The 13,606-nt window shown below is 72.9% G+C and carries 12 protein-coding genes; 5 read left to right on the top strand and 7 right to left on the bottom strand.

Annotated elements, in window-relative coordinates:
* Positions 1–117: 117 nt before the first annotated feature.
* Genes E2E34_RS21865 through E2E34_RS21855 form a run of 3 tightly spaced genes read right to left on the bottom strand, consistent with a single transcriptional unit; the run spans position 118 to position 3,828 of the window.
* Positions 118–729 carry a TetR/AcrR family transcriptional regulator gene (locus E2E34_RS21865; protein ID WP_138903621.1) on the bottom strand — a complete coding sequence of 204 codons (612 nt, stop codon included), beginning with the start codon at positions 727–729 and terminating at the stop codon, positions 118–120.
* An 11-nt stretch (positions 730–740) separates the two neighbouring features.
* Positions 741–2,909 carry a YhgE/Pip family protein gene (locus tag E2E34_RS21860; protein WP_138903620.1) on the bottom strand — a complete coding sequence of 723 codons (2,169 nt, stop codon included), beginning with the start codon at positions 2,907–2,909 and terminating at the stop codon, positions 741–743.
* A complete protein-coding gene (locus E2E34_RS21855) occupies positions 2,881–3,828 on the bottom strand; it encodes an ATP-binding cassette domain-containing protein (protein ID WP_138903619.1) in 948 nt (315 codons plus the stop codon). Before E2E34_RS21855 ends, E2E34_RS21860 begins: the two co-directional genes overlap by 29 nt.
* 154 nt (positions 3,829–3,982) lie before the next feature.
* Between E2E34_RS21855 and E2E34_RS21850 the strand changes: the two genes are divergently transcribed.
* The 3 genes from E2E34_RS21850 to E2E34_RS21840 all read left to right on the top strand — a co-directional run bounded on the left by E2E34_RS21850 (position 3,983) and on the right by E2E34_RS21840 (position 6,089).
* Positions 3,983–4,528: an SAV_6107 family HEPN domain-containing protein gene (locus E2E34_RS21850; protein WP_138903618.1), complete on the top strand. Its 546-nt coding sequence runs from the start codon at positions 3,983–3,985 to the stop codon at positions 4,526–4,528.
* Positions 4,529–4,631: 103 nt separating this feature from the next.
* Positions 4,632–5,402 (top strand): class I SAM-dependent methyltransferase, encoded by a 771-nt coding sequence (locus tag E2E34_RS21845; protein ID WP_138903617.1) that lies wholly within the window; start codon positions 4,632–4,634, stop codon positions 5,400–5,402.
* A gap of 282 nt (positions 5,403–5,684) precedes the next feature.
* Positions 5,685–6,089: an SCO2097 family morphological protein gene (locus tag E2E34_RS21840; RefSeq protein ID WP_069929144.1), complete on the top strand. Its 405-nt coding sequence runs from the start codon at positions 5,685–5,687 to the stop codon at positions 6,087–6,089.
* A 140-nt stretch (positions 6,090–6,229) separates the two neighbouring features.
* Here the strand turns inward: E2E34_RS21840 and E2E34_RS21835 are convergent, their stop codons facing one another.
* The 4 genes from E2E34_RS21835 to E2E34_RS21820 all read right to left on the bottom strand — a co-directional run bounded on the left by E2E34_RS21835 (position 6,230) and on the right by E2E34_RS21820 (position 11,904).
* Entirely contained in the window at positions 6,230–8,659 is a 2,430-nt protein-coding gene (locus E2E34_RS21835; RefSeq protein ID WP_138903616.1) for a transglutaminase TgpA family protein, read from the bottom strand.
* On the bottom strand, positions 8,656–10,095 hold the full coding sequence (locus E2E34_RS21830) for a DUF58 domain-containing protein (RefSeq protein ID WP_138903615.1): 1,440 nt from the start codon (positions 10,093–10,095) through the stop codon (positions 8,656–8,658). Before E2E34_RS21830 ends, E2E34_RS21835 begins: the two co-directional genes overlap by 4 nt.
* Positions 10,095–11,129 carry an AAA family ATPase gene (locus tag E2E34_RS21825; protein ID WP_138903614.1) on the bottom strand — a complete coding sequence of 345 codons (1,035 nt, stop codon included), beginning with the start codon at positions 11,127–11,129 and terminating at the stop codon, positions 10,095–10,097. The genes E2E34_RS21830 and E2E34_RS21825 overlap by 1 nt, the downstream gene beginning before the upstream one ends.
* A 211-nt stretch (positions 11,130–11,340) precedes the next feature.
* Entirely contained in the window at positions 11,341–11,904 is a 564-nt protein-coding gene (locus tag E2E34_RS21820) for a beta-class carbonic anhydrase (RefSeq protein WP_138903613.1), read from the bottom strand.
* 395 nt (positions 11,905–12,299) lie between these two features.
* Between E2E34_RS21820 and rsmH the strand changes: the two genes are divergently transcribed.
* Both rsmH and ftsL read left to right on the top strand, forming a co-directional pair.
* Complete coding sequence (gene rsmH, locus E2E34_RS21815) at positions 12,300–13,256, top strand: 16S rRNA (cytosine(1402)-N(4))-methyltransferase RsmH (protein WP_138903612.1); 957 nt, start codon at positions 12,300–12,302, stop codon at positions 13,254–13,256.
* Positions 13,253–13,606, top strand: a 354-nt coding sequence (ftsL, locus tag E2E34_RS21810) for a cell division protein FtsL (RefSeq protein WP_369334631.1), incomplete at its 3' end; no start/stop codon positions are given. The genes rsmH and ftsL, both read left to right, overlap by 4 nt.

The raw sequence follows: 13,606 nt of genomic DNA, 5'->3' as shown, positions 1-13,606 counted from the left end.
GTACGGGGGGAGTGCGGAGAAACGCCGGTCGGCGGGGGCTCGGGGGGACGAGCCCCGCCCGACCGGCGTTTCGCCGTGTCGCGGCCGCGTTCCCCCGAGGCGTCGGCCGGCCGCCGTCTAGCGGCGGCCGCTCACCCGGCCGTGCAGCAGCAGCGACAGCGCGGAGTGCACGTCGTCGATCGTCCGCTCCCGCTGGAACGCCTGCCAGTCCAGCGCCGCCACCAGCACCATGCCGACGAGCGCGGCCGCCGTCAGCGGAATGTCGATCTCCTTGCTCAGCTCACCGTTGTCGACACCCTCGCGCAGCACCGTCTCGACGACGGCGACGGCCTCCTGGCGCACCACCAGCAGCGTCGACTGCCAGGCCCTGTTGGTGCGCCACAGCTCGGCGACGTACAGCTGGGTGAACGCCGGATACCGGTCGATGAAGCCGAGACCGGCCCTGATCATCGCGTCGAGGGCCTCCACCTTGGTGCCCCCGCGCTCCTCCGTCTCGTCCGCGGCGGCCCGCAGGGAGGCGGTGAGGAGCCCGACCCCGTGCCGCAGCAGCTCCTCGAAGAGTTCGGTCTTGCTTTTGAAGTTGTAGTAGACCGTGCCCTTGGCGACCCCGGCCCGCTCGGCGATCTCGTCCACCGTGGTCGAGGAGAACCCCTGCTCCGCGATGAGAGTGACGGCCGCCTCGTAGAGCTTCTGCCGGGTGACCTGGCGGCGCGTGCTGCTGCTGTCCATGGACATGATTCTCACAGGCTGAGCTCCGGGTGCAGGCGGTCGAGCGTCCAGACCTGCTTGCGCCGCGCCGAGAGCGCCGTCAGCGCCACCGCTCCGGCCGTGAAGGCGAGCAGCACGACGCTGCCCGTCCAGACCGGTTCGAGGCCGCCGCCCGTGATGAGCCGGCGCAGGCCCTCCACGACGTACGTCATCGGCAGGAAGGGGTGGATCGCGTTGAAGAACCCGGGACTGGTCTGTACGGGGTAGGTGCCGCCCGCCGAGGTCAGCTGGAGCATCAGCACGGCGAGGACGAGGATGCGGCCCGCCGCGCCGAACCGCGCGTTCAGCCACTGCACGATCGCCGAGAAGCAGCCCGTCACCAGGACCAGGAAGCCGATCGTCCCGGCGGCGCGCTCCATCCGCAGGCCGAGTCCCCAGTGGAGTACGGACATCAGCGCGGCCACCTGCAGCACGCCGAGCGCCGCCACCGGCAGCCACCCCGCGAGAGCGATCCGCCAGGCCGAGGCGCCGGCCGCGAGGGCACGCCGGTTGAGCGGCTGGACCAGCATGTACGCCACCATCGCGCCGACCCACAGGGACAGCGGGATGAAGTACGGGGCGAAGCCGGTGCCGTAGTTGGGCGCCTTGTGCATCGACTGGGAGGCGAGCTGGACCGGGTCGGCCATCACGCCGGTGCGCTGGTCGCGCTTCTCCTTGTCGTAGTCCGGGATCTTGCCGACGCCCTTGTGCAGGCCGCTGGCGAGATCGCCCGAACCGTCGACGAGCTTGATCAGGCCGCCGTTCAGTTCCCCGGCGCCGGACTGGAGCCTGGCCAGCCCGTTGTCGAGGTCGGTGGCACCGGTGTCGAGCCTGCCGATGCCGCTGTCGAGGTCGACCGCACCCGTCTTCGCGGAACCGAGACCGGTGCTGATCCTGGCGGCGCCCTCGGCGACCTTCTTGGCGCCGTTGTTCAGGGCGTTGACCTGGCTGACGGCGGTGTCGAGGTCCTCGTCCAGGTGGGGAGCGCGTTCCGCGATCTTGCGCGCCTGGTCCTGGAGCGTGCCCAGTTCCTTGTCGAGCTGGTCAAGATCGCGGCGCTGGTTCTTGACGAGGTTGTTGACGTCCGCGGCGATGAGAGCCGTGTCCGCCGCGGCCTTGTCGGCCTTCTTCAGGTGAGGGCAGGCGGGGTCGGCGAGCGGCTGGTTCACACAGCGCGCTGCGTAGATGGTGTGCAGTTCGTCGGCCGCCACACGGGAAGCCTCGGCCGCGACGGGCGCGCGCTTCACGAGCGAGCCGAGGTTGTCCCGGACGATCCGGGTGCTGTCGGCGACGAGCTTCGCGGTGTCGCCGACCGTCTTGCCGTTGTCCCTGAGGTACGGGCTGACCGAGTTCGCGATGCCGTTGACCTTGTCGGCGAGCCGCTGCGTGCCGTCGGCGACCCCCTGTGCGCCGGTCTTCAGCTCGCCCGACTTCGTGTGCAGGGTCTTCAGGCCGCCGGACAGCTTGGTGCTGGCCTTCTCGGCCTTCGTCAGTCCCTGGGAGAGTTCCGCCGAGCCGGCTTTGGCCTTGTTGAGCCCGCCCTTGAGGTCACTGGACCCCTTCTTCGCCTTCCCGATCCCGCCCTTGATGTCGTCGGCACCCTTGGCCGCCTTCTCGGTCGAGTCGTGGATGTCGGAGAAGGAGATGAAGATCTTGTCGAGGAACGAGCGCGAGGCGTCCTTCGAAGCGGCCGTGCGCACTTCGGCGAAGACCGTGCGCGAGATCTGTCCGACGATGTAGTTGTTCGCGTCGTTGGTGCGCACCCGCAGCGCGCTCGTCTCGGGAACGTCGCCGGAACTGGACGCGATCCGCTCGCTGAAGTTCTCGGGCATGGTCAGGGACAGGTAGTACGCGCCGTCCTCGACCCCCCGGCCGGCCTCGCCGGCGCTCACCTCGTGCCACTCGAAGACCTTGCTGTCGAGCAGCTTCTCGGTGATCTCGTCACCGGCGGCTATCTTCTTGCCGCCCGCCTCGGCGCCCTTGTCGTCGTTGACGAGCGCGACGGGTATCCGGTCGAGCCTGCCGTACGGGTCCCAGAAGGACCACAGGTACAGCGCGCCGTACAGCAGGGGGAGCAGCAGCAGCGCGACGAGCGCGGCGCGCGGCAGCTTCCCCCTGCCGAACCGCTTCAGCTCAAGCGCGGCCAGCTTCGGCGATCGCATCGTCCGCCCCTTCCTCGGTGTCGGTCTCGGTACCGGTACCGGCTTCGGCGTCCGGGTCGCTCTCGGCACGAGCTCCGGCGTCCGTCCCGGGCTCCGGGGCGGGTACGGGATCGGGTGCGGGCTCCGGCTCGCGCTCGGGCTCCGGCTCGGGGACGGGCGCGGTCTCGGCCGACTCCCCGGTGCTGCCTGCGCCCTCCGCGCCCTCGGCGCCGTCTGTGCCGACGGTTCCGGTGGTGACCCGCAGCGCGTCGTCGGGGGCCTCACTGCACACCGCGAGGACGGTGGTCCCCTCTCGGGCGACGGAACGCAGCAGCTCCCAGGCCTCCGCGCGTTCGGCGTCGGAGAGCTTGAGGTCCATGTCGTCCACGGCGAGCAGCCGGGGGCGGCCCATCAGCGCCAGGCCGACGGACAGCCGCAGCCCTTCCAGGCGCTCCAGGTCCCGTACGGACGTGCGTGCCCCCTTGGGCAGCGTCTCCAGATCAAGGCCCGCCGCGTCGAGGGCGGCGTCGATCCTGGCCCGCGCCTCGGCGGCGCGTACGGCGCGGGGCCGCAGCAGCGCGCGCAGCGAGCCGTCGAGGCGGCGCTGGAGGAGCGCCCGCTCCCGCAGGTGCTCGGCGACGGTGAAGGCCGGGTCGAGCTCGTTGACGCCGGTGACCGGGCCGAGGGCGCTCATGCGGCGTACGGCGGCCATCTTCTTCGGCAGCCGCAGGCCGCCGACCTCCGCGTGGCCCTCGGTGGGACGCATGCGGCCGGTGAGGGCGAGCAGGAGACAGGTGCGGCCGGAGCCGGACGGACCTTCGACGGCGATGAGCGCGCCGGGCCGTGCCGCGACGCGCACGCCGCGGAACGCCCACCCTCGCGGGCCCTTCAGCCCGAAGTCCTCCGCGCTCACCGCTGCCCCGTGCGGGCTGCTGTCCACACGCCCTCCCCACTTTTGAACTGACCAGTCAGTCCAAAAGTATCCCGGCGTCGCGCTCGAAGCAAAAAGGCCAGGTCAGGGCCGATTGTCAGTGGTGGCCCCCACGATGGACACATACGGCTACAGAGCCGTCACGCGACGAAGGAGGTTCGTCATGGCTCGCACGTCTCGCACGTCCTCAGCTGCCGCACACCGCCGCCGCGCCACCGGCCCCGCCCCCTCGGCGACCGGCCCCGCCGCCGACGTCCACCCGGTCCTGCGCAGGGCCGGTGCGCCGCCCGCCGCCCTGGACCTGCTCGCCCAGGCCCACACCGGCCTGGAGGAAGCCACGGGCCTCGACGTCCCGAACGAGCGGTACGCCACGGCGCACCTCGCCGCCCTGCGCACCGCCGCCGCCGTCCTCGCCGCCCGTGGCAGGCCCGAGACCACCGCGAGCCGCCGCCGGCGGATCCGCAGCGCCTGGGAGGTGCTCCCGGAGGTCGCGCCGGAACTGACCGAGTGGAGCGCCCTGTTCGCCTCGGGAGCCCGCCGCCGGGCCCGCGCCGAGGCGGGCATACAGGGCGCGGCGAGCGCCCGGGACGCCGACGACCTGCTGCGCGACGCCGCGATGTTCCTGCGCCTGGTCGAGCGGCTGCTCGTGCTCGACCCCGTGCTGCCACGGCCCCGGGCGGGGAGCGCGGACCACTCCGACGCGGGATGACGGGACCGGTTCGCGGAGGCAATAGGGTGGGCAGGGCGTTTATCGCCCGCACCGTTCACCGCCCCGCCGCCCGCGGCGGCACCGCGCCGAGGAGTCAACTGCCGTGTCGGACCCGATGCGCCCCCGCGCCTCCCTTCGTACCGCCGTCGTCTGGGAGGTCCTGAAGGACGCTCTCGACGCCAGGGTCGAGGCGGCCGGGAGCGACGCCCTGGACGTCCTCGACACCGGCGGCGGCACGGGCAACTTCGCGGTGCCCGTCGCCCGCCTCGGCCACCGCGTGACCGTCGTCGACCCCAGCCCCAACGCGCTGTTCGCGCTGGAGCGCCGGGCCGCCGAGGCGGGCGTCGCGGACCGCGTGCGCGGAGTGCAGGGCGACATCCACGGCCTCTTCGACGTGGTCGAGCGCGGCGGCTACGACGCGGTGCTGTGCCACGGCGTCCTCGAGTACGTCGACGACCCGGCCGAGGGCGTGCGCAACGCCGTCGACGCACTGCGTCCCACCGGCACCCTCAGCCTCCTCGCCGCCGGCCTCGGCGGCGCCGTCCTGGCCAGGGCGCTGGCCGGGCACTTCACCGAGGCCAGGCAGGCCCTCGGCGACCCGGCGGGCCGCTGGGGCGACGGCGACCCGGTGCCGCGCCGGTTCACCGCCGAGCAGCTCACCGAGCTGGTCGCCAAGGCCGGCGTCGAGGTCGGCGCCGTCCACGGCGTACGGGTCTTCGCCGACCTCGTTCCCGGCGCCCTGGTGGACACCGAGCCCGGCGCTCTCGACGCCCTGCTCAAGCTGGAGGCCGCCGCCGCCGAGCTGCCCGCCTTCCACTCCGTCGCGACCCAGCTGCACGTCCTCGGCCAGAAGCAGGGGACCGACCGGCGCTGACGAAGCGGCCTCAGGCACCCGGGAAGCGGCTGATCAGCAACGCAGTGGCGCATGGAGTCCGCCACAGGCCCCCCGATCGGCCGCCTTGCCCCGTATGATCGGAGCACACCGTGCGCATGGCGGATCGGCCAACGGGGAATGCACACCTCAGGCAACCGAGACGGCATGGCGGCCCGGAAAGTGAATTGGCGTAGAGGGCGGGTTTCACGGGGGCGATTCCCTGCCTATTCTGAAAGGGCCGCAAACGGTCGCCCCCCGCGACCGACGAGTAGGAGGACTCCCGTGCCGCTCTCGGAGCACGAGCAGCGAATGCTCGAGCAGATGGAGCGAGCGCTGTACGCCGAAGATCCCAAGTTCGCGACAGCGCTTGAGGGAAGCGGGCTGCGTACGTATACCCGACGTCGGGTCTACCAGGCAGTCGCAGGCTTCCTGGTGGGTATCGCGCTCCTCATGGCCGGAATGGTCGCACAGCAGATCTGGGTCAGCGTGGTGGGCTTCCTTGTGATGCTCGGCTGCGCGGTGCTCGCGGTCACCGGCTGGCGCAAGGCCCCGAAGCCGGGGGAGCAACCGGCTCCCGGTACCGGTACCGGTGCGGCTGCTCGCAGCCGGCCCCGGCAGCGGCGGTCGGTCATGGACCGCATCGAGCAGCGGTGGCAGCGCCGCCGCGAAGAGGGCCAGGGACACTGACCCGGGCCGCTTCCGCTGACCGGACACCGGTCGATCGCATCCGACACTTGCACACGAGTGAGGGGTGACCGCTTCCACGCGGTCACCCCTCATGTCGTATCCGCTGCCGCCCCCGGCAGCCCGGTCGGGAGCCCCGCCCCTCAGCCCCGTTGCCGGGACGGGCGGCGGCGCAAGCCGCCCGCCCACCGCTCCACGTTCGCGCGGCCCGCGTCCCACCGGTTCGCCACGGCGGCCCAGCGGGCCGAAACGGCCCAGACCACCCGGACAGCCGAGCGCGGCGCGAGAAGTGCCCGAAGACGCGTTCCGCGCCCCGCGGCGGCGCGCAGCCCCGCCCGGACCAGCCGCGCCTCCTCGGCGAGACTCCCCGCCACCGGAGGCCGGGGTGAGTACAGGACCTGCTCCACAGCGTCCGCCGCCCGGTGCACGGCCTCGCCGGACGCCCCTTCGAGCTTGCCGAGGCGCACGATCCGCGCGGCCGCCTTGCGGGGCGTCTGCGACTCGTCCGGCGCGATGCCGTAGTCCCACGCCGCGTCGGTGATCTCCCGCCAGCCGGCGAGCGTACGGGCGGCCGCGTCCGCGGGCGTGCGCCCCTCGGCGCCCAGCCGTCGCGCACGGACCTGGAGGCGCCAGAGCAGCGGCAGCAGCACCACCAGCACCACGAGCAGCACGCCCAGCGCCACCAGCAGCAGCGGACCGAGCGGGAACCCGGTGTCGGTGGGACCGGCTCCGCCCTGCTGCACGGGCCCGCCGCACTCGCCCTGCCGCCGCATCCACGGAGGGCAGCTGTCCGTCACGCTCGGCGCCGCCGAAGGCGCGTCCGTCGTGCTCGGCTGCGCCTGCGCCGGGTCGGACGGGGTGTCGGCCGGCGTCTGGTCGCGGGTGTAGTCCGGCACCGAGCCACGGCTCGGCGTCGGCTCGAAGCGGGTCCACCCCACACCCTCGAAGTACAGCTCCGGCCAGGCGTGCGCGTCGCGCAGCCCGACCGACATCGTCCCGTCGCCCTGCGCCGTGCCGGGCGTGAAGCCCACCGACACCCGCGCCGGGATGCCGAGCGTCCTGGCCATTGCCGCCATCGAGAACGAGAAGTGGACGCAGAAACCTTCCTTGTCCCTGAGGAAGCGGGCGATCGAGGCCGTGCCGCTGCCCGACTGCACCTCGGTGTCGTACGTGAAACCGCCCTTGGAGGCGAACCAGTCCTGGAGCGCCACCGCGCGCTCGTAGTCGTTCGACGCGTCCTTCGTGATGCGCAGCGCGGTCGACTCGACCACCTCGGGCAGCGAGCCGGGGACCTTCGTGTACTCGCGCAGCAGCCGGGCCGGCGGCGGGGTGGCCGCGGCCAGCTGCCCGGCGGTCGGCCGCACGATCAGGCTGCCTGCCGTGTACCGCACGCCCTTGGTGGTCTGCCCCCGGTCGCCGACCAGGGTGCGGCCGGCCGGTTCGTAACGCCAGCGGCCGCCTATGTCCACCCGCGTCACCGGGTAGGGGAGCGGGAGGTAGCTCTGCGCGTACCAGCCGGCGGCCGAGACGCTGGAGTTGATCTCGGTCGTACGGACCCCGGGCCCCAGCCCCTGCGGGCGCGGCAAACGGTCCGGCACGTCCTCGATCCGGCGCTCGGACGACTTCCACGCGGCGCCGTCGAACTGGTCCAGCGCGACGATCCGCAGATACAGGTCCTTCGTGCTGTCCGAGTTCGTGCGGTACCGCAGCACCTCGCGGTCCTCGGGCTGGTTGAGGCTGTTCTGCAGCGAGACCAGCGGGTTGACCGCCGAGATCGTGCCGCCGCCGGCGCCGCCGCCGCTCCCGCCGCCCGTACCGCTCAGCAGCCCGCCGTCCAGGGCCGGCAGCGCCGCGGGGACGGCCAGGGCGATGCCCATCGCCAGTACGCCGATGCGCCGGCCCGTACGGACCGGGGCCAGCGCGGAGCCCCCCGCCGTCTCGTACCCGGCCGCCGCCGTACGCCCGCGGGCGCGCGGAGCGCCGCCGAACACGCGCCCCCACTGCGAGAGCCGGTCCCGGCCCTCGGCCAGCAGGAGCAGCAGGTAGCCGGAGGCCGCCAGCAGGAACCACAGCCAGCTCGCGCCGCCCTGGGACAGCCCGGCGGCCACCGAGTAGAGCGCGAGCAGGGGCAGCCCGGCCGGTGCCGCGCTGCGGCACGTCACCGCGATCGCGTCCACCGCCAGGGCGATCAGCAGCACACCGCCGACCAGCATCAGCCTGATGCCCTCGGTGGCCGGGGCCGGAATGGCGTACCGCCCGACCTCCTCGGCACCCGTCGTCAGCAGCCGGGTGAACTCCGCGAACGCCTCGGGCCCCGGCAGCACCCCGCCGATCGCCGACTCCCCGGCGAACACCACCGTCAGCATCAGCAGCGCCACGAGGGCCTGGACCGCCACGGTCAGCGTCCGGGCCAGCGGCACCCGCCGCGCGAGTGCCCCCACCCCCGCCTGGACCGTCACCAGCAGCGCCGCCGTAAGGAACCACGCGGCCTTGTCGACCAGCGGCAGCAGCGCCCCCGCCGTCATCAGGGTGGCCGCCGTGGCGCACAGCGCCAGCCGTCCGCGACCGCTCATGACCTACCCCCCGTTGTGCCCGCCGCGCCGCCCGCGGGGGAGGCCCCCGAGCCGGTGCGCTGTCGTTCGGCCATCCGCCACAGGTCGGCGAGCGGCATGCCGGGCGGCACGGTCAGCACCGTCCACCCCGCCTCACGCAACGGCCTCACCCGGTCCTCGGCCGCCGCCGGAACCCGTGCCATCAGGCCGGCCGCGTCCTGTGCGCCGCCCTGGCCCGGCGCGCGCCCCCGCGTCCACGTCTCGCTGTCCAGCACGAACGCCACGGCGGCTCCGCTGCGCCGGCGCATGCGCGCCGCCACCGCCGCCTGGTCCTCGTCCAGGTCGCCGAAGAAGGCGACCAGCAGCCCTTCGTTGCCGCCGCGCAGCACGTCGTACGCCGGGGAGAGCCCGGGGCCGTCCGAGTGCCCGACGACGGCGAGCGTGTCCATCATCAGTCCGGCGGAGTCGGCCGTCTCCTGGGTGGCGCCGGCGAAACCGTCGGCCCCCTCGCCGGGGACGGAGTTGCCGGTGTCGGTCAACAGCCGTACCGAGAAGCCCCGTTCGAGCATGTGCACCAGGGCGGAGGCCGCCCCGGACACCGCCCACTCGAAGGCCGAGTCGGGACCGGCCCCCTGGTACGCGTCCCCCCGGGTGTCGAGGAGCACCGTGCACCTGGCCCGCTGCGGCTGCTCCTCGCGGCGCACCATCAGCTCGCCGTAGCGCGCGGTGGAGCGCCAGTGCACGCGGCGCAGGTCGTCACCGTGCCGGTAGCCGCGCGGGATCACGTCGTCCTCGCCGGCCAGCGCGAGCGAGCGGTTGCGCCCGTCGCCGTAGCCGGACGCCTCGCCCGTCATCCGCACGGCGGGCAGGGCCTCGACGCGCGGGATCACGGTCAGGGTGTCGTACGCGCTGAACGAGCGGGTCAGCTCGCACATGCCGAAGGGGTCCGTCAGCCGCAGCTGGAGCGGACCGAGCGGATAGCGCCCGCGCAGGTCGGAGCGGACGCGGTACGAGACCTCGCGCCGGCCGCCCGCCTCCACCCGGTCCAGGACGAACCGGGGCCTCGGCCCGAGGACGTACGGCACCCGGTCCTGGAGCATGAGCAGACCGGTGGGCAGCCGCGACACGTTGTCCATCCGCAGATGGACGCGCGCCTCCGAGCCCGTCGGCACGCGCGAGGGCGTCAGCCGCCTGCTGCCCGCGACCCGGTAGCGGGTGCGGTGGAGCACCGTCACGCAGACCAGCGGCAGCACGGCGAGCAGCAGCCCGACCCGCAGCAGGTCGCCCTGGCCCAGGACGTAGGCGCACGCGGCGGCGGCCACGCCGGCCGCCAGGAACGACCGGCCGCGCGTAGTCAGCCCGGACAGGGCGGCCCGCAGACCGCCCTTGTCGCCGTCGCCCTCGCCGTCCCCGCCGCCGTCGCCCGCCGCCGGTGAGGCGAAGCCCCCGGCCGTCATCACAGCCGCCGTACGCCGGGCTGCTGAGCGCCGTACGCAGCGGCCGCGCCGGGCTGTACCGTCCTGCCTTCCGCCGTCGGTACGGCCGTGCGCTGCAGGATCTCCCGTACGACCTGCTCGGAGGTACGCCGGTTCAGCTGGGCCTGGGCGGTCGGCAGCAGCCGGTGCGCGAGCACCGCCACCGCCAGCGCCTGCACGTCGTCGGGCAGCGCGTAGTCGCGGCCGCTCAGCGCGGCGGAGGCCTTGGCGGCGCGCAGCAGGTGCAGCGTCGCGCGCGGCGAGGCGCCGAGGCGCAGGTCCGGGTGGGTGCGGGTGGCCGAGACCAGCTCCACGGCGTAGCGCCGTACCGCGTCGGCCACGTGCACCGTGCGGACCGCGTCGATCAGCTTCAGGATGTCGTGGGCGTGCGCCACCGGCTGGAGGTCGTCGAGCGGCGACGCCGCGCCGTGCACGTCGAGCATCTGGAACTCGGCCTCGGCGCTCGGGTAGCCGATGGAGACCCGCGCCATGAAGCGGTCGCGCTGGGCCTCGGGCAGCGGGTACGTGCCCTCCATCTCCACCGGGTTCTGGGTGGCGACCACCATGAAGGGCGACGGCAGCTCGTAGGTCTGGCCGTCGATGGTGACCTGGCGCTCCTCCATCGACTCCAGCAGCGCGGACTGGGTCTTCGGCGAGGCGCGGTTGATCTCGTCGCCGATCACGATCTGCGCGAAGATCGCGCCCGGCTTGAACTCGAAGTCGCGCCGCTGCTGGTCGTAGATGCTGACCCCGGTGATGTCCGAGGGCAGCAGGTCGGGCGTGAACTGGATCCGCCGTACCGAGCAGTCGACGGATCTCGCGAGCGCCTTGGCGAGCATCGTCTTGCCCACGCCCGGCACGTCTTCGATCAGCAGGTGCCCCTCGGCGAGGAGCACGGTCAGCGAAAGCCGTACGACCTCCGGCTTGCCCTCGATCACGCTCTCCACCGACCTGCGGACCCGCTCCGCTGTGGTGGTCAGATCTGTGAGGCTCGCTCGATCGTCATAGGTCGTCACCCGGCCCTCCTCGGCCCCGTTCTACGGGCGGGCGCCGCGACTGCTCGGCGCCCGCCCCGAAACACGGACATCACGCACGGAGGTTCCGGCGCGATGTCACACCCGCATTGTTGTTGCCGTTACCCGTTCGTGTCACTCGCCTGTGGACAACGGGGAGGGATATGTCAGGGGTTGCCGTGTTTCGTCCGCAGATTTTCGTGTGCGGACCGCCTCACGCGGCGGGGTCGATCTCCCGCAGCAGTCCGGTGGTCACGTCGAAGACGAAGCCGCGCACGTCGTCGGTGTGCGGCAGGAACGGCGAGGTCCGCACCCGCTGCATCGACTGGCGGACGTCCTGGTCGACGTCCCGGAAGGCCTCCACGGCCCAGGACGGACGCTGCCCGACCTCGTCCTCCAGCTCCAGCCGGAAGTCCTCGGTGAGGGTTTCGAGGCCGCAGGTCGTGTGGTGGACGAGTATGACGCTGCGGGTGCCGAGGGCGCGCTGGCTGATGGTCAGCGAGCGGATGACGTCGTCGGTGACCACGCCGCCGGCGTTGCGGATGGTGTGGCAGTCGCCCAGCTCCAGGCCGAGGGCGTCGTGCAGGTCGAGGCGGGCGTCCATGCAGGCGACCACGGCGACGCGCAGCACGGGCCGCGCGTCCATCCCCGGGTCCTTGAAGCCTGCGGCGTACTCCCGGTTCGCCTCTACGAGGCGGTCGGTGACGGTACCGTCGGAGCGCGTCCCGACGCGCTTCTCGGCATTGGACTCGGCGGGTACATGCGCGGAAGTCGACATGCCCTAGACGTTAATCGTCGCCGGCGGCGCGAGCCCGCTGTGAGATGGGACAAAGAACGTCAACAAGGCTTGTTGTGAGGTAACCCACAGGCGTCAACACGCATCCTCCGTACGAGTGAAAACAAGCCCGCGCCGCGCGCTGGGCCGTTGATTGACCGGGAGGACGAGTCGACTAAAGTGACGCGAAGTGGGTGGCGTGACGCGTCCCTTACTGCTTTACGGACACATCTCGCACATTCCGATACTTCCCCGCGTGCGCGGCGTACGTACGGCCCGGCCTCCTCCCGCTCGCCGGTCGGCCGACGCCACTTCCCCGGCGCCGGCAGGCCGTCCCCTTTCGAGCGGGTGGGGACCAGGCCGTACGTGCACGACCGCGCCGGTACCTGAGAGGGCGCATGAGCCAGACCCGACACGTCCCGGTGATGCTCCAGCGATGCCTGGACCTGTTGGCCCCGGCCCTCCAGAAGCCGGGTTCCGTGGTCGTCGACTGCACCCTCGGCCTCGGCGGACACAGCGAGGCCCTGCTCACGTCCTTCCCCGAGGCGCGGCTCGTCGCCCTCGACCGGGACAAGGAGGCGCTGCGGCTCTCCGGCGAGCGGCTCGCCCCCTTCGGCGACCGGGCCACCCTGGTCCACGCGGTCTACGACGAACTGCCCGAGGTGCTGGAGCGGCTCTCCGTCCCCCGCGTGCAGGGCGTCCTGTTCGACCTCGGTGTCTCCTCCATGCAGCTCGACGAGCGCGAGCGAGGGTTCGCGTACGCCCACGACGCCCCGCTCGACATGCGCATGGACCAGACGACGGGCGTGAGCGCCGCCGAGGTCCTCAACACGTACCCGCCGGGCGAGCTGGTGCGGATCCTGCGCCAGTACGGCGAGGAGAAGCAGGCCAAGAGGATCGTCTCGGCGATCGTGCGCGAGCGCGAGAAGGAGCCCTTCAGCAACAGCGCGCGGCTCGTCGAGCTGATCCGCGACGCGCTGCCGCAGGCGGCCAAGCGCACCGGCGGCAACCCCGCCAAGCGCACGTTCCAGGCCCTGCGCATCGAGGTCAACGGAGAGCTCAGCGTGCTGGAGCGGGCGATCCCGGCGGCGGTGGAGTCGCTCGCCGTGGACGGGCGGATCGCGGTCCTCTCGTACCACTCGCTGGAGGACCGCCTGGTCAAGCAGGTCTTCGCGGCGGGCGCCGCCAACACGGCGCCGCCCGGTCTGCCGGTCGTGCCCGAGCAGTACCAGCCCCGGCTGAAACTGCTGACGCGCGGCGCGGAGCTGCCCACCGAGGAGGAGATCGCGGAGAACCGCCGCGCCGCCCCCGCGCGGCTGCGCGGGGCGCAGCGCATCCGGGAGGACGTGCGGTGACCAAGCCGGCCAAGCAGCTGAAGGGACGCGCCGCGCGATTGTCGCGGCTGATGCCGTCGGGGCCCAACCAGGCCGCCAGGACCCCTTTCGTGCTGCTGGTCGTGCTGCTGCTCGGCGGGGGCCTCATCACGCTGCTGCTGCTGAACTCCTCCCTCAACGAGGGCTCGTTCAAGCTGAGCGAGCTGAAGAAGCGGACCACCGAGCTGACCGACGAGGAGCAGGCGCTCCAGCAGGACGTGGACGACCGCTCCGCGCCCGGCGCGCTGGAGCGCAGGGCGCGCGAACTCGGCATGGTGCCGGGGGGCAGCCCCGCGTTCCTCGGCCCGGACGGTACGGTCCGCGGCGTGCCC

Source organism: Streptomyces albidochromogenes, assembly GCF_005981925.1.
Lineage (GTDB): Bacteria > Actinomycetota > Actinomycetes > Streptomycetales > Streptomycetaceae > Streptomyces > Streptomyces albidochromogenes.
Note: the sequence above shows the minus strand (reverse complement) of the source record. Positions and strands in the feature narration are given on the sequence as shown.